The sequence below is a fragment of the Streptomyces sp. B3I8 genome (genome assembly GCF_030816915.1).
Taxonomy (GTDB): Bacteria; Actinomycetota; Actinomycetes; order Streptomycetales; family Streptomycetaceae; genus Streptomyces.
On record NZ_JAUSYN010000002.1, the window covers coordinates 731084 to 753518 of the forward strand.

Below are 22435 nucleotides of genomic sequence, written 5' to 3' on the forward strand. Positions count from 1 at the left end.
CTGTGATCATCTGCTGGGACGCCGCGCAGAACGGCACAGTTCCCTCCGCCTCCCGCCCCTCCGCTTTCGCCTCACGCCGCCTCGGCGGTCCCCCGTTCCCCGTCCCGGTGGATCGGTGTGCCCGAGTCGGTGAGCGGCAGGCCTGTACCGCCCCGCCGGGCCGCCACGATCTCCGCGGCGATGGACAGTGCCGTCTCCTCCGGTGTGTGGGCGCCCAGGTCCAGGCCGATCGGGGACCTCAGCCGCGCCAGTTCCGCCGCGGTGACGCCGACCTCACGCAGCCGGCGCTCACGGTCGGTATGCGTGCGGCGCGACCCCATGGCCCCGATGAACGCGGCCGGCCTGCGCAGCGCCTCCTCCAGCAGCGGTACGTCGAACTTGGCGTCGTGGGTGAGCACGCACAGCACGGTGCGGGCGTCGGTCCCGGTGCTCCGCAGATAGCGGTGCGGCCAGTCCACGACGACCTCGTCGGCCTCCGGGAAGCGGGCCCGGGTGGCGAAGACGGGGCGCGCGTCGCACACGGTGACGCGGTAGCCGAGGAACTTGCCGGCCCGCACCAGGGCCGCCGCGAAGTCGATCGCCCCGAAGACGATCATGCGGGGCGGCGGCACGCTGGACTCGACGAGCAGGGTCAGCCCGCCCGGGCAGTGGCTGCCGTCCTCGGCGACCTCGACCGTGCCGGTGCGGCCCACGTCCAGCAGGGCCCGGGCCCGGATCGCCGCCGTGCGGTCCAGTTCCGGGTGCCCGCCGAGCCCGCCCGCGTACGCCCCCTCAAAGTCCACGTGCAGGACACGGCCGAGGAGTTCGTCCGGGCCCCGTACGACGCGGGCGACGGCGGCCGGCTCGCCGGAGGCGGCGGCCGCCAGCGCCCTGCCGAGCGCCTCCCTCGCGGGGGCGTCGGCGCCGACCGGGGTGACCATGATGTCGAGGATCCCGCCGCAGGTCAGGCCCACGGCGAAGGCGTCCTCGTCGCTGTAGCCGAACCGCTGGACGACCGTGCGGCCGTCCGCGAGCGCCTCCTGGCACAGCTCGTAGACCGCGCCCTCGACGCAGCCGCCGGAGACCGATCCGATCACCGTGCCCTCGCTGTCGACGGCGAGGGCGGCGCCGGGGCCGCGCGGCGCGCTGCCGCCGACGGCGACCACGGTGGCCACCGCGAACTTCCGGCCCTCCGTCAGCCAGCCGTGCAGTTCCTCGGCGAGATCAAGCATCGGGCGCCCCCGCGGTCCGGGCCCCCAGCACCCGGTCGGGGCGGATGGGCAGGTGGCGGTGGCGTACGCCGGTCGCGTGCCAGACCGCGTTGGCGATGGCCGCGGCGGCGCCCACGATGCCGACCTCGCCGACGCCCTTGATGCCGACCGGGTCGTCGGGGTCGTCGTCCTCGATCCAGTCCGCCTCGACGTGCGGCACGTCGGCGTGGCTGGCGACGTGATAGCCCGCGAGGTCGGCCGCGTAGAGGCCGCCGGTGGCCCGGTCCCGTACCGCCTCCTCGTGCAGGGCCATGGAGATGCCCCAGATCATGCCGCCGACGAGCTGGTTGCGGGCGGTGAGCGGGTTGACGATCCGGCCGGCCGCGAAGATGCCGAGCATCCGGCGCACCCGGACCTCGCCGGTGGCGGGGTCGACGGCGACCTCGACGAACTGCGCGCCGTAGGAGTGGCGTTCCGTCCGCGCGAGCCTGCTGATCGCCTCGGTGGTGTCCGCGCGCACGGTGATGCCCTCGGGCGGGATGCCGCTGCCGAGCGCGAGTCGCTCGCGCAGTTCCTCGGCGGCGGCGTTGACCGCCCAGGCCCAGGAGCGGGTGCCCATCGAGCCGCCGGCGAACATCGCGGGACCGAAGTCGCTGTCACCGATGTGCACCCGGACGCGGTCCACCGGGACATGGAGGGCGTCGGCGGCGACCAGGGTGAGCGCGGTGCGGGCGCCGGTGCCGATGTCGGCCGCGGAGATCCGCACGGTGAAGGTGCCGTCCGGCTCCGCCGTCGCCAGCGCCGTGGAGGGGCCGGCCCCCGCCTGGAAGGAGGCGCCCGCCACGCCGGTGCCGAGCAGCCAGCGGCCGTCGCGGCGCACGCCGGGGCGCGGGTCGCGGTCGGCCCAGCCGAAGCGACGGGCGCCCTCGTGGAAGCAGCCGAGCAGGTTGCGGGTGCCGAACGGCAGGCCGGACAGGGGTGCCCGGTCGGGTTCGTTGCGCACCCGCAGTTCGATCGGGTCCAGACCGCACCGCACGGCGAGTTCGTCGAGCGCCGACTCCAGCGCGAAGGAGCCGGGCGCCTCCCCCGGGGCGCGCATGAACGTCGGGGTCGGCACGTCCAGGGGGACGACGAGGTTGGCCGTGTGGTGGGCGGCGGCGTCGTACATCACCCGGGGCACGCCGGCGCTCGGCTCGACGAACGTGTGCACGGTGGACGTCTGGTTGACGGAGCGGTGCTCCAGCGCGCGCAGCCGGCCGTCGGCGTCGGCGCCCAGCCGCACGCGCTGCGCGGTGGGGCTGCGGTAGCCGGTGAGCGAGAACATCTGACGGCGGGTCAGGACGACGCGCACCGGCCGCTGCAGGACGGTGGCGGCCATCACCGCGGCGACCTGGTGGACGCGCACGCCTTTGCTGCCGAAGCCGCCGCCGATGTGCTCGGAGCGCACCCGGACCGCGCTCGGTTCCAGGGAGAACATCTTGGCGAGGTCGTTCTTCACCCAGGTGGTGCTCTGGTTGGAGTCGACGATCTCGAGCCGGCCACCGTCCCAGTGGGCGGCCGCGGCGTGCGGCTCCATCATGCTGTGGTGCTCTTCGGGCGTGGTGTACTCGGTGTCCACCACATGCGTGGAGGCGGCGAGTTCGGCCTCCAGATCGCCCTTCTCGATCAGACCCGGTGCGAAGCCGTCCACCGGGCGCGCCTCGGGGCGGTCACCGGAGAAGTCGACGTCGTGCGGCTGCTGTTCGTAGTGGACGACGAGCGACTCGGCGGCCTCGCGTGCCTGTTCGGAGGTCTCGGCGACGACGAGGGCAACCGGCCAGCCGAGGTAGGCCACGCGGTCGGTCTGGAAGAGGGTCGTGGTGGGGTCCGGGGGGCCGATCATGCCCTGGTACTCGGTCTCCACGCGCGGGGCGTTGCCGTGGTGCAGCACGGCGCGCACGCCTGGCATGGCGAGGACGGGCTCGGTCTCGACGGACGTGATCCGGCCGCGGGCGACGGTGGAGAGCACCAGCCAGCCGTACGCGAGGTCGGCGAACGGGATCTCCCCGGCGTAGCGGGCGGCGCCGGTGACCTTCTCACGGCCCTCGACCCGGGTGTGCGAGGTGCCGACGACACCGAGGGGTGTCGAACGGCCGGTGGTGGCGGTGGTCATCGGGTGGCCTCCTCGGCGAGTTCGGTGAGCACGGCCACCACGAGGTTGCGCATGAGCGTCACCTTGTACGAGTTGTCGCGCAGCGGCCGGGCGGCGGCCAGTTCGGCGTCCGCGGCGGCGGCGAAGTTCTCGGCGTCGGCCGGTGCCCCGGTCAGCGCCCGTTCGGCGGCGCGGGCCCGCCAGGGGCGGGAGGCGACCGCGCCGAAGGCCAGCCGCACCTCGCGGACGACGCCGTCGGAGACGTCGAGCGCGGCGGCGACGGAGCCGATGGCGAAGGCGTACGAGGCGCGTTCGCGCACCTTGCGGTAGCGGGAGCGGGCGGCGACCGGTGCGGGCGGCACGATGACGCCGGTGATCAGGGCGCCCGGCGGCAGGGCGGTCTCCCGGTGCGGGGTGTCGCCGACGGGGAGGTAGAAGTCGGCGAGCGGCAGCTCGCCGGGCCCGTCGGCGGTCTCGTAGGTGACGACGGCGTCGAGCGCGGTCAGCGCCACACCCATGTCCGAGGGGTGCGTGGCAACGCAGTGGTCGGAGGCGCCGAGGATGGCGTGGTTGTGGTGCTCGCCCTCGATGGCGGGGCAGCCGCTGCCGGGTTCCCGCTTGTTGCAGGCCTTGGTCACGTCCGTGAAGTAGCCGCAGCGGGTGCGCTGGAGCAGGTTGCCGCCGACGGTGGCCATGTTGCGCAGCTGCCCGGAGGCGCCGGCCAGGACGGCCTGCGTGAGCACCGGGTAGCGGCGGCGGACCTCGGGGTGGACGGCCAGGTCGCTGTTGGTGACGGTGGCGCCGATGCGCAGTCCGCCGTCCGGTGTCGACTCGACGCGGTCCAGGGGCAGTCGGCGCACGTCCACGAGGAGTCCTGGGCGTTCGACGCCGGACTTCATCAGGTCGACGAGGTTGGTGCCGCCGCCGAGGAAACGGGCGTCCGGGTCGGTGCCGAGCAGGGCGACGGCGCCGGAGATGTCGTCGGCGCGCTGGTATCCGAACTCCTTCATGCCACCGCCTCCGTGTCCGCCGTGCGGCCGGCGTGCTCGGAGCCGGCCGGGTCGGTGCGCCGCTGTTCCGCGGTGGTACCGGCCGCGCGGGAGACCGCCTGGACGATCGACACGTAGGCGGCGCAGCGGCACAGGTTCCCGCTCATCCGCTCGCGGATCTCCTCGGGGCTGAGCGGTGGCGGCCCGGCCTCGGGACGTACGTCGTCGGTCACGGCGCTGGGCCAGCCGGCCGCGTGCTCCTCGATCACCGCGACCGCCGAGCAGATCTGTCCGGGGGTGCAGTAGCCGCACTGGAAACCGTCGAGGTCGAGGAAGGCCTGCTGCACCGGGTGCAACTCCTCGCCGCGCGCGAGGCCTTCGACGGTGGTGATCTCACGCCCCTCGGCCGCGACGGCGAGATTGAGACAGGACACCTCGCGGCGGCCGTCGATCAGGACGGTGCAGGCGCCGCACTGTCCGTGGTCGCAGCCCTTCTTGCTGCCGGTCAGGTCGAGCCGCTCACGCAGGGCGTCGAGCAGGGTGGTGCGGTTGTCGACGGTCAGCGGATGTTTCTCGCCATTGATGTTCAGGGTGATGGCGCTGGACGTCGTGGGTGCCATGGTCAGCTTCTTTCGTGTACGCGAAACACGTCGGCAAGGGACACGAGGGATGCGCGGGGGATACGGAAAGCACGCGGAGGGGGAACACTTGTCGAAGGACGGCATCGGGTCGGGACGCGTCGGGGCGAGCGAGGAGCACCGGGCACGAGGCCTCATATGGCGCGAAATCACTGCCCACCGGTAGCATGGGGTCAACCGGACAGCTGTCCGGTACTTGGAAGCTACCGGACAGCTGTCCGCTTAGCAAGGGCTGGCCCCACGACGTGCCCGAGGGGAGGACGAATGGGACAGCGGAAGGCCGCTCCCCTGCGCTCGGACGCGCAGCGCAACCGTGAGCGCATCCTGGAGGTGGCGGTGGTCGAGCTGACCCGTTGCGCGGACGCGCCGCTCAGCCTGATCGCCCGCCAGGCGGGCGTCGGACAGGGCACGTTCTACCGCAACTTCCCCAACCGCGAGTCCCTCGTCCTGGAGATCTACCGCCATGAGATGCAGCAGGTCGCGGACCACGCGCACCACCTGCTGGAAAAGCGGGAACCGGACCGGGCGCTGCGTGAGTGGATGGACCGGCTGGCCGGGTTCGCGATGACCAAGGCCGGTCTGGCCGAGGCGATCCGGCTGGCCACCAGCGGGCCGGGCAGCCCCTCACGGCCGTCGCCCACTCCGCTGACGGACGCGGCCGAGCGTCTGATCGGCGCCTGCCAGGAAGCGGGTGTCATCCGCTGCGACGTCACCGTCGACGACTTCATGCTCGCCATCTCCGGACTGTGGATGTCGGCGCCCGAGGACGGCTGGCAGGAACGGGCCACCCGCCTGATGGACCTGGTGATGGACGGACTGCGGGTGGGAGCACCGGGACCCCGGTGACCGCGGCGCGGCGGCGACAGGGGGGAGGCGGCCGCGGGGCGGCGGAGCCCCGGTGCGGCGGGGCGGCAGGGGCCCGGTGCCGCAGGGGCGGCTCCCCGGGCCTGCGGAGCCCCCCCGGGGGGGACGGGTCCGGCACGGCGCCGCGCCCGGCACCGCACCGCGCCGGCACGAAGCCGGCGACCGGGCCGGGGGCGGGCCAGGAAACGGCCCGACGACCGGCCCGGACCGGCCGAGAACCCGGCCCGTGACCGGGCCAAGGACCGGCCCGGCCGAGAATGTCCGAGAACCGGCCGAGGACCGGCCGGGAACCGACCCCCGTACCCGCCGTTCACCGGACAGACCGCGAGTCCACCAAACTTTGGCGCCTCGTTTCCTTGAATGGATCGTGTTTACGGCTGTAGGTTCGCCGCCATGACCGCATCCCGGCCAGAGACGACCGCGGAGGAACTGCGCGGCGCGGGCCTTCGCGTGACGGCCGCCCGGGTCGCGCTGCTGGACGCCGTGCGCGAGGGCGACCACCTCGGCGTCGAGGCCCTGGCCTCCGGCGTGCGCGCACGCGTGGGCCACGTCTCGCTCCAGGCGGTCTACGAGGCTCTGCACGCGCTCACCGAGGCCGGACTCGTCCGCCGGCTCGAACCGCCCGGCAGCCCCTCGCTGTACGAGGGACGGGTCGGTGACAACCACCACCACCTCGTGTGCCGGTCCTGCGGCGTCGTGGCCGACGTCGACTGCGCCGTCGGCCACGCTCCCTGCCTGACCGCCTCGGACGACCACGGCTTCGCGGTCGACGAGGCCGAGGTCATCTACTGGGGCCTGTGCCCCCGCTGTTCCACCGCTCGCAGTTCAGCACAGTGATTCGCCCAGTTCGGAAGGATTTGCATGTCTGAGAACCACGACGCGATCGTCACGGACCCGAAGACGGAGGGCGAGAGCGGCGGCTGCCCGGTCGCGCACACGCGCGCCCCCCACCCCACGCAGGGCGGTGGCAACCGCCAGTGGTGGCCGGAGCGCCTGAACCTCAAGGTGCTCGCCAAGAACCCCGCCGTGGCGAACCCGCTGGGCGAGGAGTTCGACTACGCCGAGGCGTTCAACAGCCTCGACCTGCCCGCCGTGAAACGGGACATCGCCGAGGTGCTGACCACCTCGCAGGACTGGTGGCCCGCCGACTTCGGCCACTACGGCCCGCTCGTCGTCCGCATGGCCTGGCACAGCGCCGGCACCTACCGGATCAGCGACGGCCGCGGCGGCGCCGGCTCCGGCCAGCAGCGCTTCGCCCCGCTGAACAGCTGGCCGGACAACGCCAACCTCGACAAGGCCCGCCGGCTGCTGTGGCCGGTGAAGAAGAAGTACGGCAAGGCCCTGTCGTGGGCGGACCTGCTGGTCCTCTCCGGCAACGTGGCCCTGGAGTCCATGGGCTTCACCCCCTTCGGCTTCGCCGGCGGCCGCGAGGACGTGTGGGAGCCCGAGGAGGACGTGTACTGGGGTCCCGAGACCACCTGGCTCGGCGACGAGCGCTACACCGGTGACCGCGACCTGGAGAGCCCGCTCGGCGCCGTCCAGATGGGGCTCATCTACGTCAACCCCGAGGGGCCCAACGGCAACCCGGACCCGATCGCCTCGGCCCGCGACATCCGGGAGACGTTCCGCCGGATGGCGATGAACGACGAGGAGACCGTCGCGCTCATCGCCGGCGGCCACACCTTCGGCAAGACCCACGGCGCCGGCCCCGCCGACAACGTGGGCGCCGACCCGGAGGCGGCCGGCCTGGAGGAGATGGGCCTGGGCTGGCGCAGCGGGTTCGGTTCCGGCAAGGGCGGTGACACGATCACCAGCGGTCTCGAGGTGACCTGGACCAACACCCCGACGACCTGGGACAACAGCTTCTTCGAGATCCTCTTCGGCTACGAGTGGGAGCTGTTCAAGAGCCCCGCCGGGGCCAACCAGTGGCGGCCGAAGGACAACGCCGGGGCCGGCACCGTCCCCGACGCGCACGACCCGTCCAAGAGCCACCAGCCGACGATGCTGACGACCGACCTCGCGCTGCGGTTCGACCCGGTCTACGGCCCGATCTCGCGCCGCTTCCTGGAGAACCCGGACGAGTTCGCCGACGCCTTCGCGCGGGCCTGGTACAAGCTGACCCACCGTGACATGGGCCCGAAGTCGCTGTACCTCGGCCCGGAGGTGCCCGCCGAGACACTGCTGTGGCAGGACCCGCTGCCGGAGCGGACGTACGAGCTGATCGACGCCGCCGACATCGCCGCCCTCAAGGAGCGCATCCTCGGCTCGGAGCTGTCGGTGGCCGATCTGGTCTCCACCGCGTGGGCGTCGGCGTCCACCTTCCGCGGCAGCGACAAGCGCGGCGGCGCCGACGGCGCCCGCATCCGCCTGGAGCCGCAGCGCGGCTGGGAGGTCAACGACCCGGACCGGCTCGCGTCCGTGCTCCGCGTCCTGGAAGGCGTCCAGACGTCCTTCAACTCCGCGCAGACCGGCGGCAAGCAGGTCTCGCTGGCCGACCTGATCGTGCTGGGCGGCTCCGCGGCCGTGGAGCACGCGGCCAAGGAGGCCGGCTTCGAGACCGAGGTGCCGTTCACCCCGGGCCGGGTGGACGCCTCGCAGGAGCAGACGGACACCGAGTCGTTCGCGGCGCTCGAGCCGACCGCCGACGGCTTCCGCAACTACTACGGCAAGGGCAACCGCCTGCCTGCCGAGTACCTCCTGATCGACCGGGCCAACCTGCTCACCCTGAGCGCCCCGGAGATGACCGTCCTCGTCGGCGGCCTGCGCGTGCTGGGCGCGAGCCACCAGCGCTCGCAGCTCGGCGCGCTCACCACCACGCCCGGCGTGCTGACCAACGACTTCTTCGTCAACCTGCTCGACATGGGCACGGCGTGGAAGTCGACCTCCGCGGACCAGACCACGTTCGAGGGCCGTGACGCGGCCACCGGCGAGCTGAAGTGGACCGGCAGCCGCGCGGACCTGGTCTTCGGGTCCAACTCCGAGCTGCGCGCGCTCGCGGAGGTCTACGCGAGCGACGACGCGAAGGAGAAGTTCGTGCGCGACTTCGTCGCGGCCTGGGACAAGGTCATGAACCTCGACCGGTTCGACCTGGCCTGATCCCCGGCGTGCGGGCCGGCCGGTGCATGTCGCCGGCCGGCCCGCACGGCTTTGTGCCCACACGCCGCCGTACCGGGCGGGTGGTCAGCCGACGCGTTCCCAGCCCCGGCGCGGCGGCCGGTTGCCGAGCCGGTCGTCGCGGCTGCGGTGGACGAGGTACGGCCGGGTGAGGTAGCCGAGGGGGCGGTGGGCATGTGGCCTCGCCCCGCGCCTGTACCGGCGGCGCACGGTCGGCCCGGTGTTCTCCGCCACCACCCGCGACGACAAGGCGATGTACGTCTCGCTCACCCTGACCATCGTGCTCGGTCTGTCCGCGACGGCCGTCGCCGACATCGTGGGCAGCGGTGACGAATGCCGTCGCCGCCCGCGAACTCCAGGCCGACGGGGAGGTGGCCGGGCAGCGGACGCACACCCGTGCCGCCCGGCGCGGGGCACGGCGGGCGGCACGGGGAGAGTCGGAGCCGGCGGGACCGGCGGGGCCGGTCAGAGCGTCGGCTCCGGCACCTCTCCGCCCGCCCGGGCGGAGAGGTGCCTCGACGGCCTCCCACTGTTCGGTACTCAGGAAGGCCGGCGCGGCGGGGAAGACGCCGTCCCGCTCCTTGAGGATGTGCGCGCGCAGCACGGCCGGCGCGGCGAGGAGCGGTCCCGGCCGGCCGGGTCCGCCGGGATCCCGGACGCGGCCTCGGCCTCGGCCGGCACCGCCACCAGCAGCGACTGCTGGAAGGAGGACAGCTCCAGGCTCTCCTTGAAGGGCGGGCCGAGCGGGCTGAGCAGCGCCGGGGCACAGGAGTTCACGGCGAGACCCACGGTGGCCGGCGCCGGCATCGGCCAGGCCCGTCCGGGCACAGGCGCGGGCCCGGGTACGGCACCCGGCGCCGGGCTGTCGTTCTTCGTCCTCGACGGCTGATGCATGCCGTCCGTCCCTTCGCTCACGCGGTGATGCGGCACCGGAGGGCGCCCGGGCCGCAGGGCCTCCGTGCACCAGCGTGGTGACCCGGTTCCACTGTCGGCGGCGGGGCGCCCGCCGGGAGAGGGCCGAAGGGCCCCTCCCGGCGGGCGGACCGCCCCCATCGGCGGGTCCGGCCGGCCCGGCGGGGAGCCACCCGGGCGGGCGAGTGGGGCCGACCGGCCCCGACGAACGGGGCGGGCGGCGGCGAGCCTGTCACGCGGGGGCGTCGCCGCGTTCCTCCAGACGTGCGATCGTCTGCTCGCTCCAGGACCGGATGGCGTCGGCCTGCCGCGGGGTGAGCGGGTCGAAGAAGTGGCGGCGGAGGGTGCCGGCGTGTCCGGTGAGGGCGTCGCGCACGGCGCGGCGGCCCTCGCCGGTCAGTGCGATGCCGGTGCGACGGCCGCGGGCGCCCTCCTCGGCCCGGGTCACGAAGCCGCGCTTCTCCATGCGGGTGAGCTGGTGGGAGACGCGGCTCTTCTCCCACCGCAGCGACTCGGCGATCCCGCCGACGCGCAAGGAGTGCCCGTCCGCCCTCCACAGGGTCATCAGCACGCTGAACTCGGCCTTGGAGATGCCGAAGTCGCGTTGCAGGGCCGCGTCGACCTCCTGGGCGAGCAGCCGTTGCGCGTGGGTCCAGGCACCCCAGAGTTCCCACTCCTCGGGGTCCAGGTCGCGGATCTGCGTCATGGCGGAGATGCTACCCGCCGGGCTCCAGAGTTGACGCGTCAACTCGATCTGTCTAGGGTCGACAGAGTTGACACATCAACTCCAACGGAAGGGCCACTTCGATGCGGGTCACGAAGACAGGAAAAGCCGCGAGGACGCTCGTGCGGGGCGGCACGGTGCTCACCATGGACCCCGTCATCGGCACTCTCCCCCGGGGCGACCTGCTCGTCGAGGACGGCCGCGTCGCGGCGGTCGCCGAGCACGTGGACGCGCCCGGCGCGGAGATCGTGGACGCCCGCGGCATGATCGTGACGCCCGGTTTCGTCGACACCCACCGTCACACCTGGCAGACCGCCTTCCGCGGCATCGGCACGAACTGGACGTTCGGCGCGTACGGCGCCGCCGTGCACGGCGTGCTCCGGCCGCACTACCGCCCGGAGGACGTGTACGTGGGCGATCTGCTGGGCCGGCTCGAGGCGCTGAGCTCGGGCGTCACGACCCTGCTCGACTGGTTCCACTGCTCCGACCGCCCGGAGAACGCCGACGCCGCGATCCAGGCCCTGCGCGACGCCCCCGGCCACTCCGTGTTCTGCTACGGCGCGGGAGTCGCCGGCGAGCCGGTCGCCGCCGAGGTCGGGCGGGTGCGGGCGCAGCTTCCGGACGAGGGGATGGCGTTGGGACTGCGCGGCCCGCAGCGGACCCCGATGGACACCATCGCCGCCGATGTCGCCCTGGCGCGGGAGCTCGGGCTGCGGGTCAGCGTCCATGTGCACGCGGCCGCGAGCCCGCCCGGCGGCGACCGCCCCGTCGCGCGGATGCGGGCGCGGGGACTGCTCGACGACCGCACGACCTTCGTGCACGGCAACGGCCTTTCCGACGACGAGGTGGCGATGCTGGCCGACGCGGGCTGCTCGGTGTCCATCAGCCCGGACGTCGAGCTGCGGATGGGCCTCGGCCTGCCCGAGACCGGCCGCATGCTGGCCGCCGGGATCCGGCCGTCCCTGTCCGTCGACAACTGTCTGACGGCCGGCGGTGACATGTTCGCCACCATGCGCACGGCGCTGTCCGTCCAGCGCGGCGCGGACGGCGGCCTCACGGCCCGGGACGTCCTGGAGTTCGCCACGGTGGACGGCGCCCGCACCCTGGGGCGCGGCTCGCGGACGGGCAGTCTCGGCATCGGCAAGGACGCGGACTTCCTCCTCCTCGACGCCGAGGACCTGACGGTGTTCCCGGTCACGGACCCCGTCGGCACGCTCGTCTGTGCCGGGCACCCCGGGCTGGTGGACAGCGTCTTCGTCGCCGGGCGGCCGGTCAAGCGCGACGGCCGGCTGCTCGGCGTCGACCTTCCGACGCTGCGCACCCGGCTGCTGGAGTCCCGCGCCCGGATCGCCGAGGCCGCGGGCGTGCCGCTCGACGGATCGTGGACGGGGGCCGCGAGCACGCCGGGGCGTTGACAGCACGCGCGGGCGGACCGGACGGTTGACCTCGTCGGCGTCGGTACCCACCGGCCCCATCCGTCCCGGCCGTCCCCCCGCACAGAGGAAGCACATCGATGACGAGCGTCCCATCCGCCCCGGCCCCGGTCGCCCGGGCAGTCCTCGACGACCTGCGGGCCCGGCTCCGCGCCTACCGGCGGGTCGACCTCCCGCCCGGCTTCGGCTGGGAGCGCGGAGTCGACGGTGACTACCTGGCCGAGCTGATCGGCCACTGGGCCGGCGCCTACGACTGGCGGGAGCACGAGAGCCGGATCCGGAGCCTGCCGTGGACACTCACGGGCACCGGCGGCACGCCCGTCCGGGCGGTGCACCGGCGCGCGGCGGACCCGGATGCGATAGCCGTGCTGCTGCTGCACGGCTGGCCCGACTCGGTCCTGCGGTTCGAGAAGGTGCTGCCGCTCCTGTCCGACCTGCATGTGGTCGTCCCGGCGCTGCCCGGGTTCCCCTTCGCGGCGCCGGTCGCCCGCCGCGGTCTGTCGTCTGCCGCGGCGGCCGAGGCGGTCGCCGCGTCGATGGCGGAGCTGGGGTACGACCGGTACGTCGTCTCGGCCGGTGACGTGGGGTGCGACGTCGCCGAGGCACTCGCCGCCGGGCACCCCGAACATGTCGCGGCCCTGCATCTGACGGACGTCTCCCAGTACCGCTTCCTGGTGGACACCCCGCAGGACCTGTCCGCTGCGGAGCGGGCCTACGTCCGCCGCGGCCGCGACTGGCAGGCGGCCGAGGGCGGGTACATGCACGAGCAGTCGACCAGGCCGCACACGCTGGCGGTCGGCCTCGGTGACTCGCCCGCGGGTTTGGCCGCGTGGATCCTCGAGAAGCTGCGCGCGTGGACGGACTGCGGGGGCCGCGTGGAATCCGTGTTCACCCGGGACGAGCTGCTCACCTGGATCACCGCCTACTGGGTCAGTGGCGCCATCGGCACCTCGTTCACGCCGTACGCGGAGAGCGGGCCGAAGCCGGCCGGGCGGATCGGCGCGCCGGCCGCCTTCACCGTCTTCCCGAAGGACCTCGTCAACGCCCCGCGCGAGTTCGCGGCCCGCTTCTTCGACGTCCGCTCCTGGGTCGAGAACTCCGCCGGGGGCCACTTCGCGGCGTGGGAGTGCCCCGCGCAGTACGCGGCGGGCGTACGGACGGCGGTGGGCCTGGCCGGGCTCTGAGGGCCGGAGCGGGCGGCGCGCCCCCCTTCCGGCCGGGTGGTGCCGCCCGCTCACGGCGGTCGGCTCCGCCCCGGCCGCCCCGCTCCCTTCCGCTCCGCGCCACCCCTTGACCCCGGCCCCCGCACTCCCTAAGGTCCTCCCACCTCCTGAGGTACATCGATTAACCAATCGTTAACCGCTTGGTTGGAGACCCCGCTGTGCGCTCCTCGCTGACCCGGCGCGACCTGCTCGCCGCCGGTACCGGTCTGGCCGCGGCCGCCGCCCTGCCCGCCCTGTCCGGCTGCTCGGCACTGGCCGCGGCGGACTCCGATCCCGACACCCTCGTCGTCCACACCCAGCTCGGCACCACCGCGCCGGGCTCCCCCACCTACCTGAAGGCCGTCGACCGCTTCCAGGACGAGAACCCCGGTCTGAAGGTCAAGAACCTCATCAACGGCGACGACCTCGGCCAGGTCTACGAGACCTCGCGGCTGGCCCGCAAGGAGGCCGACGTCGTGATGGTCAACCTCTACGACAAGACCCTGGCCTGGACGGATGTCGACGCCACCGTCGACGTCATGCCCTACCTGGACGACTGGGGGCTGCGCGACCGCGTGCTGCCCGCCGCGCTCTCCGCGTGGACCGACGGCAGGGGCAGGCTGCGCGCCTTCCCCTACTTCGCCACGAACTGGCCCGTCGCCTTCAACCGCGCCCTGCTCGACAGGGCGGGCGTCGACGAGATACCCACCACCGGCGACGCCCTCATCGCGGCCGCCCGCAAGCTGCGCGCCAAGGGCATCGCCCCCGTGACCGTGGGCGGCAACGACTGGACCGGCCAGAAGCTCCTCGCGCAGATCATCCAGACGTACCTGTCCCAGGACGAGGCCCGGCACGCCTACTCCACCGGCGACTTCGGCAGCCGGGGCGCCCGCGAGGGCATCGAGTACTTCACCACCCTGCGCGACGCGGGCGTCTTCGCGGACAAGGCCCAGGGGCTGACCTCCGACACGATGACCACGCAGTACAACACCCGGTCCGCGGCGATCGAGTCGGCGATGTCCTCCGCGCTGGCGAAGGTGCCCGCGGAGGTGGCCCGGCACACCGAGGTGGGCGGCTGGCCGCTCGCCGACGGGGCGGCGCACGAACACCCCACCATCATCCGGGCGTTCACCCTCATCGGGTTCTGGATCAGCCCCAACGGCGTCCGCAAGATCGGGCACGTCGAGAAGTTCCTGCGCTTCATGTACCGGCCCGACACCGTCTCCCGCTTCATCACCGAGAGCGGCCGCGACATGGCCGTGCGCTCGGACACCGTCAGCAAGGGCTTCCCGCTGGTGGCGGCGGCCCAGCGGCTCGGCTCCGGTGTGAGCGAGGTGCTGCTGCCCGACGTGTACGTGCCGCCCGCCGCCACCCAGCCGCTGATCACGGCGACCAGTACCTCGTTCACCAGGGGCACGAGCGCGGCGAAGGTCCGCGCCGCCCTCGAGTCCGCGTACCGGTCCGCCTGATGCGCCGGCCGACACCCACGACAGGCACCACACGCACGACGGACACGACGCCTGAGCCGACCCGATTCCCGGGAGTCACCGCATGACGACGCTGACGACGACACCGGACGGGACCGCGGCCCCCCGCCCCGTCCCGCCCTCGGGCCGCTCCTCGGCCCCGCGCACGCTCCGGCAGGGCGGCACCGTCCTCGCCGTGCCCGCCCTGGTGTGGTACCTGCTCTTCATGGTCGGGCCGCTGCTCGCCATCTTCGTGATCGCGGCCCTGCACTGGCCGGGCATGCTGCAACCGGTCTCCTACGCGGGCCTCGACAACGTCCGCACGGTCCTGGACGACCCGGTGTTCTGGGACTCGGTCCAGAACACCGCGGTCCAACTGGCCGTCGCGCTGCCGCTGATGGTCGTGTGCGCGTACATGCTCGGCTACTACGTGGCCCAGCGCCCGCCGGGGCACCGGGTCATCCGCTACCTGCTGTTCATCCCCGGACTGATCTCGACACCGGCGAAGGCCATGGTCTTCTACGCGGCCCTGTCCCCGGACGGCCTGGTCAACGGCGCGCTGGAGGGCGTCGGTCTGGGCTCGCTCACCGATGCCTGGCTGGCCTCGCCCTCCACCGCGCTGGCCTGTCTGATCGCCCTGGACGTGTGGAGCGGCATCGGCTTCACCGCCGTCCTGTTCGCCGCCCGGCTGAGCAGCGTGCCGGACGAACTCGGCGAGGCCGCGCAGCTCGACGGGGCGGGGCACTGGCGGACGATGTGGACGGTGCACTTCCCGGTGATCCGCGACTACGTCGGCGTCGTGACGATGCTGCAGTTCCTGTGGACGCTGTTCGGCTCCGCGCAGCACGTGCTGCTGCTCACCCAGGGCGGCCCCGGCACGTCGTCCACGACGCTGTCCTTCCTCGTCTACCAGAAGGCGTTCATCGCCGCGGACCTCGGTTACAGCCAGACCGTCGGCGTCTTCCTCTTCCTCGTCGGGCTCGTCGGGCTCCTGGCGATCCGCCGCGTCTTCCGCCAGACCTACTGATCGGAGCAGCAACGATGAAGCTCGGCAAACGCTGGCTGCCGGCCCACATCCTGGTGTGGACGTACGCGGTGCTGCTCGTGGTCCCGCTCTACTACTTCCTCGCCTCGGCGTTCAAGTCGAACGACGACATCTTCGCCCACCCCTTCGCCCCGCCGTCCTCCCTCGGCCTCGGCAACTTCCGCGTCGCCTTCGACAACGGCGACCTGGGGCTCGCGGTCGTCAACTCCGCGCTGGTGACGGTGTTCTCGCTGGCGCTGACCCTGCTCCTCGCGGTCCCCGCCTCGTTCGCCCTCGCGCGCACGACCGGACGCCTGGCGGGGCTCATCGAGAAGGTCTTCTCACTGGGCTTCCTCATCCCCACCTTCGCCGCCCTCTTCCCCACCTTCCTCCTCGCGGCGGCCACCGGGCTGTTCCACACCCGCACGTTCATGGTGCTGTTCCTGCCGGCCACGGCGCTGCCGCTGTCGGTCGTGATCCTGGTGCAGTTCATGCGGACCATTCCCGCCGAGATGGAGGAGGCCGCCCGGCTCGACGGGGCGTCCACGTACGCGGTGCTGCGGCACGTCTACACGCCGATGTGTCTCCCGGGCATCGCCACGGTGGTGCTGCTGAACTTCCTGACCTTCTGGAACGAGTACCTGTACTCCCTGGTCATCATCGGCCCCGACCCCTCGCAGCGCACGGTCCAGGTGGCGCTGCCCACGCTGAAGTCGGTCACCGGCACGGACTACGGCGTGCTCACCGCGGGCACCGTGCTGACCCTGATCCCGGTGTGGGCGGTCTACACGATCCTGCAGAAGCGCATGCAGCAGGCCCTGGTCAACGGCGCGGTGAAGATGTGAGCGCACCCACCGGACGGGCGGGCCGGCGCCCCACCATCAAGGCGGTCGCGGCGGCGGCGGGCGTCTCCACCGCCGCCGTCTCCCAGGCCTTCAACCACAAGGGACGGCTCTCCGAGGCGACCCGCCGCCGCATCCTCGACGCGGCACTGGAGCTCGGCTGGTCCCCCAGCGCCCCGGCGGCCGCCCTGCGCAACGCCCGCACCCGCAGCCTCGCCCTGGTGGTGCGGCGCCCCACCGACGTGCTCGGCTCCGACCCGCACTTCAGCGAGCTGATCACCGGCATAGAGGGCGAACTCGCGCCGCGCGGCTACGGTCTGCTGCTGCACCTGGTCACCGGCCCGCCCGAGGAGCACGCGCTGTACGAGCGCCTCGCCGCCGAGGGCCGGGTGGACGGCGCCGTCCTCACCGACGCCCGCGACGACGACACCCGGCCCGCCCTGCTGGCCCGCCTCGGCCTGCCCGCGGTGCTGCTCGGGTCGCCGGACGGCACCGCCGTCGTCCCCCGGATCGGCCTGGGCGACCAGGGCGCCGGGGTCGCGGAGGCCGTACGGCACCTGCTGGGGCTCGGCCACCGGCGCATCGCCTACGTCGCCGGGCCGCCGGAGCTGCAGCACACCCGGGTGCGCCGGGCCGCCTTCGAGGACGCCCTGCGCGGGGCCGGGCTGCGCCCGTTCGCCGTGCTGCACACCGACTTCAGCGAGCGGCGGGCGGTCGGCGCCACCGAAGCCCTCCTCGACGCCGCCGACCGGCCCACCGCGCTCGTCTTCGCCAACGACTCCATGGCCGTCTGCGGCATCGGCACCGCGCAGCGCGCCGGACTGGCCGTCCCCGCGGACGTGTCCGTCGTCGGCTACGACAACCTGCCGCTGGGGAGCTGGCTGCACCCCCGGCTCACCACCGTCGACCAGCAGGTGCAGCGGGTCGGCGCGGCCGCCGCGCGCATGCTGCTCGCCCTGTGCGGCGAGGACGTCGAGGAGCCCGCCCTCACCGGACGGCCGCGACTCGTCGTCCGCGAGTCCACCGGCCCGGCCCCCGGCTGATCCCCGCGGCCCTCACGCACCACCCCTGCCCAGCCCCCTCCCCCACGAGAAGGACCATGCGACGCCACAGCGCCCAGCTCGCCCACCAGCCCGACGTCCTGCCCTGGCTCGGCGCCAACTTCTGGTCCCGCACCGGCGGTCCGCTGATGTGGCGGAACTACGACCCGGGGATCGTCCGCGAGGAGCTGCGGGTACTCGCAGGCCACGGGCTGACCATGACCCGGTCCTTCTTCTACTGGCCCGACTTCCACCCGGAGCCGCACCGCATCGACGAGGAACTGTGCGCCAGGTTCGAGGACTTCCTCGACGCCCACCGGGAGGCGGGCATGGGAACGGTGCCCACGTTCATCGTCGGGCACATGTCCGGGGAGAACTGGGACCCGGCCTGGCGCGGCGGCCGGGACCTGTACGAGGACGTGTGGATGGTGGGCCGGCAGGCCTGGTTCGTGCGGCGGATGGCCCGCCGCTTCAAGGACCACCCGGCGGTCACCGGCTGGCTGATCACCAACGAGATGCCCGGCTACGGACGTGTCTACCAGGTCGACCCGCCGTCCTGCGACGTGGTGACCGCGTGGGCCCAGGCCATGTGCAACGCGGTGCGCGCGGCCGGCGCCACCCAGCCGGTGTCGCTGGGCGACGGGGCCTGGGGCATCGAGGTGACCGGCCGCGACAACGGCTTCTCGCTGCGGGAGACCGCCGAGTACGTCGACTTCGTGGGCCCGCACGTGTACCGCTCGGACACCGACCGGCCGCGCCAGCACTACCGTGCCGCCTTCGAGTGCGAGCTGGCCGCGGTGACCGGACAGCCGGTCGTACTGGAGGAGTTCGGCCTGTCCACCGACACCGTCTCGGCGGCCAACGCGGGTGTCTTCTACCGCCAGACCCTGCACAACTCGCTGCTCGGCGGGGCCACCGGCTGGATCGCCTGGAACAACACCGACTACGACGGCCTGTGGGACCAGGCTCCCTACGACCACCACCCCTTCGAGATGCACTTCGGCATCACCGACTCCACCGGCGCCCCCAAGGAACCACTGCGCGAACTGGCCGCGTTCGCGGACGTGTTGAAGGCCGTAGACTTCGCGCACTGCGCCCGCGCCGACGCCGACGCCGCCCTGGTGGTGCCCGCCTTCCTCGAACGCGGCTACCCCTACAGCCGTCCCGCCGACCGGCCGCTCATCTTCACCTCCCTGCACCAGGGTTACGTCACCGCGCGCGCGGCCGACCTGCCGGTGGCGTTCACCCGCGAGGCCGACGGCCTGCCCGGTGAGGCGTCGCTCTACCTGCTGCCGGCCACCCGCCAGCTCACCACCCGCACCCGCCGCGAACTGGCCCGCCGGGCGGAGGCGGGCGCCACCGTCTACCTGTCGTTCTGCTCCGGTGAACACCCGGCCACCCGGGGCCCCTGGTTCGACGACCTCGACGGACTGTTCGGCGTGGAGCTGCAGTTGTCGTACGGCGTCGCCGAGCCGATCGAGGACGACGTGCTGGAGATGACGTTCACCGAGGACTTCGGCGGGGTGCGGGCGGGCGAGGTGCTGCGGGTCCCGGTCGCCGGGAACGAGGACAGCCGCGCCTATCTGCCCGTGGTGCCCCGTGCGGGCCGCGTGGTGGCCGTGGACGCGCACGGCAGGCCGGCGCTGGTCGTGCGCGAGACCGGGGCGGGGCGCACGGTGCTGGCCACCTACCCGCTGGAGCACATGGCGGCCCGCACCCCGCGCGCCAACCCGGACGCCACGCACCGCCTGTACCGGGCGCTGGCGGAGGTCGCGGGCGTTCGGCGGCCGGTCACGGTCGCCGACCCGCACGTCTCGGCGGACGTCCTGGTGCACGCCGACGGACGGCGCTTCGTGTGGCTCGTCAGCCAGCACCCGGAGCCGCTCGTGGTACGACCGGCCGCCGACGGCACGCTCCACGGTCTGGGGGACGGTGCCCCCGTCGCAGACGTGGCGCTCGACGCGTACGGGGTCGCCGTGCTGGAACTGCGATGACGCTCCCCCGCTACCGGGACCCGGCCGCCCCGGTGGCGGACCGGGTCCGCGACCTGCTGGGCCGGATGACACTCACCGAGAAGGTGGGGCAGGTCAACCAGCGCATGTACGGCTGGAACGCCTACGAGCGCACCGGGGACGGCCACCGCCTCACCTCCGCCTTCCGTGAGGAGGTCGCCGCCTTCGACGGCATGGGCGCGCTCTACGGGCTCCAGCGGGCCGACGCGTGGTCCGGCGTCGGCTTCGCGGACGGGCTGGACGCGCGGGACGGCGCGCGCATGGCGGCCGAGGTGCAGCGGCACGTGCGCGCGCACACCCGGCTCGGCATCCCGGTCCTCCTGGTGGAGGAGATGCCGCACGGCCACCAGGCCCTGGACGGCACCGTGCTCCCGGTGAACCTGGCGGTCGGCGCCACCTGGGATCCGGACCTGTATGCCGAGGCGGCCGCGGCCGCCGCGGCCGGACTGCGCGCCCGGGGTGCGCACCTGGCGCTGGTGTCCGCCCTGGACCTGGTGCGCGATCCGCGCTGGGGGCGGGCCGAGGAGTGCTTCGGGGAGGACCCGTACCTCGCGGCCCGGCTGACCGAGGCGCTGGTCGAGGGCGCCCGGCGGGCCGGGGTGGGCGTGGTGCTCAAGCACTTCGCCGGCCAGGGCGCCACGGTCGGCGGCCGCAACAGCGCCGCGACCGAGCTCGGGGTACGGGAGCTGCACGAGATCCACCTCGCGGCGGCGCGGGCGGGCGCGGCGGCGGGCGCGGCCGGTGTGATGGCGGCGTACAACGAGTTCGACGGCCTGCCGTGCGTGGCGAACCGCTACCTGCTGACCGAGGTGCTGCGCGAGCGCTGGGGGTTCGACGGCATCGTGATGGCGGACGGCACGGCGGTGGACCGGCTGGTGCGGCTGACCGGTGATCCGGTGTCGGCCGGGGCCCTGGCCCTGGACGCCGGCTGCGACGTGAGCCTCTGGGACGACTGTTTCACGCGGCTGGGCGAGGCGGTGGAACGCGGTCTGGTGACCGAGTCGGCGCTGGACGCGGCGGTGGCGCGGGTTCTCACGCTGAAGTTCCGCCTCGGCCTGTTCGAACAGCCAGTGCCGTCCGCCGGCCCCAAAACCGCGGCCCTGCCGGACCCCGCCGAGCTGGGCGAACGCCTCGCCCGCGCCTCGGTGACGCTGCTCTCGCACGAGGGCGGTGTGCTGCCCCTGTCCCGTGCGCCCGGCGCGCTGCGGCGCATCGCCGTCCTCGGCCCGAACGCCGACGCCCTGGCGCGGCAGCTCGGCGACTACACGGCGCCGCAGCGGCCCGGCACCGGCGTCACGGTCCTGGAGGGCATCCGCGCGGCGGCCCCGCCCGGCACCGAGGTGGTGCACGCGCGGGGCTGCGAGCTGGTGGGAGGCGAGGTCTCGGGCGTGCCCGCGGCGCTCGAGGCGGCGGCCGAGTCCGATGTGGCCGTACTCGTGCTGGGCGGTTCCAGCGCCCGTACCGGGGACACCGTCTTCGCGGCCAACGGGGCCGCCGTGACCGGCTCCGGGGCATCCTCCGGCATGACCTGCGGGGAGGGCGTCGACCTGGCGGACCTCGCGCTGCCGGCCGGGCAACGGGCGCTGCTGGAGGCGGTGTCGGCGACCGGTACCCCGGTCGTCGTGGTCCTCGTCCAGGGCCGCCCGCACGCCCTGCCGGAGGTGACCGGCACCGCGTCGGCGGTGCTGAGCGCCTGGTACCCGGGGCCGCCGGGCGGCCGGGCCGTGGCCGACGTCCTGTTCGGCGTGTGCGAGCCGCGCGGACGCCTGCCGGTGTCCGTGCCGCGCTCGGCCGCCCAACTGCCCGTCTTCTACAACGGGAAGGACCACCGCTACCGGGGTTACGTCGACCAGAGCGCCCGGCCCCGCCACGCGTTCGGCCACGGTCTGTCGTACACGACCGTCGAGTACGGCCCGCCCCGGCTGTCGACTGGGTGCGTCAGCGCCGACGCGCCGGACCTGACCTGCCGGGTCACCGTCCGCAACACCGGCCCGCGCCCGGCTCACGAAACGGTCCAGCTCTACGTCCGCCGCCTGACGGGCGCCACGTCCTGGCCCCGCGTCCGGGAACTGCGCGGCTTCGTCCACCTGGACCTCGCCCCGGGCGCCGAGGCCGAGGCGGTCTTCACGATCGGCCGCGACACCCTGGCCTCGACCGACCGCGCCCTCCACCTCACGGTGGAGCCCGGGGAGGTCGCCCTGGAGACGGGCCCCTCGTCCGACCGGACTCAGCCGGCTCCCCTGGAGATCACGGCACCCGCCGCGGCCGGAACGCCGGATCTCCGCCGGAGCGAGACGTCGTCATGGGGCGATGATCTCGACGAACGGCATTGAGCGCGCCGCGGGCACCGGCCTCACCGAGGTGCGGGAGAAGGCACCCGATCTCGTCGACCTGTACAAGACGGCGGGCTCCAGCGTGCGCAGGCACGGACTGGAGGACGTACGGGCCGCGGTGTATCTCGTGCTGGACCGTTCCGGGTCGATGCATCCCTATTACCGGGACGGCAGCATGCAGCACCTGGCCGAACAGGTGCTGTCGCTCTCCACCCCCTTCGATGACGACGGCACCGTACCGGTGGTGTTCTTCTCCACCGGTGTCGACGGCCGTCGGGGTCGCCGAAGCCGATGAACTGCCAGAACGACAACGGGTTCGCCTTCCGGCGCAAGCTGGACACCCTCGCCGTTCCGGCCCGCCGCGTCGTCGACAACGCGGGCTTCTTCCACGCCGGACGCACGCCGCGGGCCATTGCGGACCACCGGCTCTTCGATCGGCTGCTGCGGGAGTTCCCCGACCGGCCGACCGCTGCCCGGACCGCCGGCATCGTGCGGTGAGGCGTCCGGGTCGAGGGCGAGGG

18 protein-coding genes and 1 pseudogene are annotated in these 22435 nt (G+C 73.5%); 13 read left to right on the plus strand and 6 right to left on the minus strand.

Annotated elements, in window-relative coordinates; genetic code table 11:
- Positions 1–71: 71 nt before the first annotated feature.
- From QFZ64_RS05510 to QFZ64_RS05525, 4 genes are read right to left on the minus strand one after another with little or no spacing between them, the layout of a single operon-like run.
- The gene (locus QFZ64_RS05510; protein ID WP_307062909.1) at positions 72–1211 is read right to left on the minus strand and encodes an XdhC family protein; all 1140 of its coding nucleotides are present in this window, start codon (positions 1209–1211) and stop codon (positions 72–74) included.
- Complete coding sequence (locus QFZ64_RS05515; protein WP_307062911.1) at positions 1204–3342, minus strand: xanthine dehydrogenase family protein molybdopterin-binding subunit; 2139 nt, start codon at positions 3340–3342, stop codon at positions 1204–1206. The genes QFZ64_RS05510 and QFZ64_RS05515 overlap by 8 nt, the downstream gene beginning before the upstream one ends.
- A complete protein-coding gene (locus QFZ64_RS05520; protein WP_307062913.1) occupies positions 3339–4331 on the minus strand; it encodes a xanthine dehydrogenase family protein subunit M in 993 nt (330 codons plus the stop codon). The genes QFZ64_RS05515 and QFZ64_RS05520 overlap by 4 nt, the downstream gene beginning before the upstream one ends.
- Entirely contained in the window at positions 4328–4930 is a 603-nt protein-coding gene (locus tag QFZ64_RS05525; RefSeq protein WP_307062917.1) for a (2Fe-2S)-binding protein, read from the minus strand. The genes QFZ64_RS05520 and QFZ64_RS05525 overlap by 4 nt, the downstream gene beginning before the upstream one ends.
- Before the next feature lie 282 nt (positions 4931–5212).
- Here QFZ64_RS05525 and QFZ64_RS05530 point away from each other — a divergent pair, with 282 nt between their 5' ends.
- The 3 genes from QFZ64_RS05530 to katG all read left to right on the plus strand — a co-directional run bounded on the left by QFZ64_RS05530 (position 5213) and on the right by katG (position 8908).
- Positions 5213–5794, plus strand: a complete 582-nt coding sequence (locus QFZ64_RS05530; protein ID WP_307062918.1) for a TetR/AcrR family transcriptional regulator — start codon at positions 5213–5215, stop codon at positions 5792–5794.
- 411 nt (positions 5795–6205) lie between these two features.
- Entirely contained in the window at positions 6206–6649 is a 444-nt protein-coding gene (locus QFZ64_RS05535) for a Fur family transcriptional regulator (protein WP_307062920.1), read from the plus strand.
- A 24-nt stretch (positions 6650–6673) separates the two neighbouring features.
- Positions 6674–8908 (plus strand): catalase/peroxidase HPI, encoded by a 2235-nt coding sequence (katG, locus tag QFZ64_RS05540; RefSeq protein WP_307062921.1) that lies wholly within the window; start codon positions 6674–6676, stop codon positions 8906–8908.
- Between the two features lie 84 nt (positions 8909–8992).
- Here katG and QFZ64_RS35300 read toward each other — a convergent pair whose 3' ends face one another.
- Positions 8993–9196 (minus strand): hypothetical protein, encoded by a 204-nt coding sequence (locus QFZ64_RS35300; protein WP_373430793.1) that lies wholly within the window; start codon positions 9194–9196, stop codon positions 8993–8995.
- On the opposite strand from QFZ64_RS35300, the gene QFZ64_RS35305 reads away from it, so the two are divergent.
- Positions 9147–9815, plus strand: coding sequence for a hypothetical protein (locus QFZ64_RS35305; RefSeq protein WP_373430554.1), 669 nt, complete (start codon positions 9147–9149; stop codon positions 9813–9815). The two genes, QFZ64_RS35300 and QFZ64_RS35305, sit on opposite strands and share 50 nt — an antisense overlap.
- Positions 9816–10070: 255 nt before the next feature.
- Here the strand turns inward: QFZ64_RS35305 and QFZ64_RS05555 are convergent, their stop codons facing one another.
- The gene (locus QFZ64_RS05555; protein WP_307062923.1) at positions 10071–10544 is read right to left on the minus strand and encodes a MarR family winged helix-turn-helix transcriptional regulator; all 474 of its coding nucleotides are present in this window, start codon (positions 10542–10544) and stop codon (positions 10071–10073) included.
- A 101-nt stretch (positions 10545–10645) separates the two neighbouring features.
- On the opposite strand from QFZ64_RS05555, the gene QFZ64_RS05560 reads away from it, so the two are divergent.
- The 9 genes and pseudogenes from QFZ64_RS05560 (at position 10646) to QFZ64_RS05600 (ending at position 22412) form a co-directional block, all read left to right on the plus strand.
- A complete protein-coding gene (locus QFZ64_RS05560; RefSeq protein ID WP_307062925.1) occupies positions 10646–11977 on the plus strand; it encodes an amidohydrolase family protein in 1332 nt (443 codons plus the stop codon).
- Positions 11978–12075: 98 nt separating this feature from the next.
- Positions 12076–13179, plus strand: a complete 1104-nt coding sequence (locus tag QFZ64_RS05565; protein WP_307062927.1) for an epoxide hydrolase family protein — start codon at positions 12076–12078, stop codon at positions 13177–13179.
- A 197-nt stretch (positions 13180–13376) separates the two neighbouring features.
- Entirely contained in the window at positions 13377–14666 is a 1290-nt protein-coding gene (locus QFZ64_RS05570; protein WP_307071587.1) for an ABC transporter substrate-binding protein, read from the plus strand.
- An 82-nt stretch (positions 14667–14748) separates the two neighbouring features.
- Complete coding sequence (locus QFZ64_RS05575; RefSeq protein WP_307062929.1) at positions 14749–15690, plus strand: carbohydrate ABC transporter permease; 942 nt, start codon at positions 14749–14751, stop codon at positions 15688–15690.
- Between the two features lie 14 nt (positions 15691–15704).
- Positions 15705–16532, plus strand: a complete 828-nt coding sequence (locus tag QFZ64_RS05580; protein ID WP_307062931.1) for a carbohydrate ABC transporter permease — start codon at positions 15705–15707, stop codon at positions 16530–16532.
- Positions 16529–17572, plus strand: a complete 1044-nt coding sequence (locus tag QFZ64_RS05585) for a LacI family DNA-binding transcriptional regulator (RefSeq protein ID WP_307062933.1) — start codon at positions 16529–16531, stop codon at positions 17570–17572. The genes QFZ64_RS05580 and QFZ64_RS05585 overlap by 4 nt, the downstream gene beginning before the upstream one ends.
- 56 nt (positions 17573–17628) lie before the next feature.
- On the plus strand, positions 17629–19563 hold the full coding sequence (locus QFZ64_RS05590; protein WP_307062935.1) for a cellulase family glycosylhydrolase: 1935 nt from the start codon (positions 17629–17631) through the stop codon (positions 19561–19563).
- A complete protein-coding gene (locus QFZ64_RS05595) occupies positions 19560–21914 on the plus strand; it encodes a glycoside hydrolase family 3 N-terminal domain-containing protein (protein WP_307062937.1) in 2355 nt (784 codons plus the stop codon). The genes QFZ64_RS05590 and QFZ64_RS05595 overlap by 4 nt, the downstream gene beginning before the upstream one ends.
- Positions 21892–22412, plus strand: a pseudogene (locus QFZ64_RS05600) (VWA domain-containing protein). Before QFZ64_RS05595 ends, QFZ64_RS05600 begins: the two are co-directional and overlap by 23 nt.
- The last annotated feature ends 23 nt before the right edge of the window (positions 22413–22435 follow it).

Bases quoted from the DNA above. Each gene is read 5' to 3' on its own strand.
- QFZ64_RS05525 (WP_307062917.1), bottom strand. From the start codon at position 4,930: ATGGCACCCACGACGTCCAGCGCCATCACCCTGAACATCAATGGCGAG.
- QFZ64_RS05510 (WP_307062909.1), bottom strand. From the start codon at position 1,211: ATGCTTGATCTCGCCGAGGAACTGCACGGCTGGCTGACGGAGGGCCGG.
- QFZ64_RS05590 (WP_307062935.1), top strand. From the start codon at position 17,629: ATGCGACGCCACAGCGCCCAGCTCGCCCACCAGCCCGACGTCCTGCCC.
- QFZ64_RS05565 (WP_307062927.1), top strand. From the start codon at position 12,076: ATGACGAGCGTCCCATCCGCCCCGGCCCCGGTCGCCCGGGCAGTCCTC.
- katG (WP_307062921.1), top strand. From the start codon at position 6,674: ATGTCTGAGAACCACGACGCGATCGTCACGGACCCGAAGACGGAGGGC.
- QFZ64_RS05560 (WP_307062925.1), top strand. From the start codon at position 10,646: ATGCGGGTCACGAAGACAGGAAAAGCCGCGAGGACGCTCGTGCGGGGC.
- QFZ64_RS05575 (WP_307062929.1), top strand. From the start codon at position 14,749: ATGACGACGCTGACGACGACACCGGACGGGACCGCGGCCCCCCGCCCC.
- QFZ64_RS05580 (WP_307062931.1), top strand. From the start codon at position 15,705: ATGAAGCTCGGCAAACGCTGGCTGCCGGCCCACATCCTGGTGTGGACG.
- QFZ64_RS05535 (WP_307062920.1), top strand. From the start codon at position 6,206: ATGACCGCATCCCGGCCAGAGACGACCGCGGAGGAACTGCGCGGCGCG.
- QFZ64_RS05530 (WP_307062918.1), top strand. From the start codon at position 5,213: ATGGGACAGCGGAAGGCCGCTCCCCTGCGCTCGGACGCGCAGCGCAAC.
- QFZ64_RS05595 (WP_307062937.1), top strand. From the start codon at position 19,560: ATGACGCTCCCCCGCTACCGGGACCCGGCCGCCCCGGTGGCGGACCGG.
- QFZ64_RS05520 (WP_307062913.1), bottom strand. From the start codon at position 4,331: ATGAAGGAGTTCGGATACCAGCGCGCCGACGACATCTCCGGCGCCGTC.
- QFZ64_RS05555 (WP_307062923.1), bottom strand. From the start codon at position 10,544: ATGACGCAGATCCGCGACCTGGACCCCGAGGAGTGGGAACTCTGGGGT.
- QFZ64_RS05515 (WP_307062911.1), bottom strand. From the start codon at position 3,342: ATGACCACCGCCACCACCGGCCGTTCGACACCCCTCGGTGTCGTCGGC.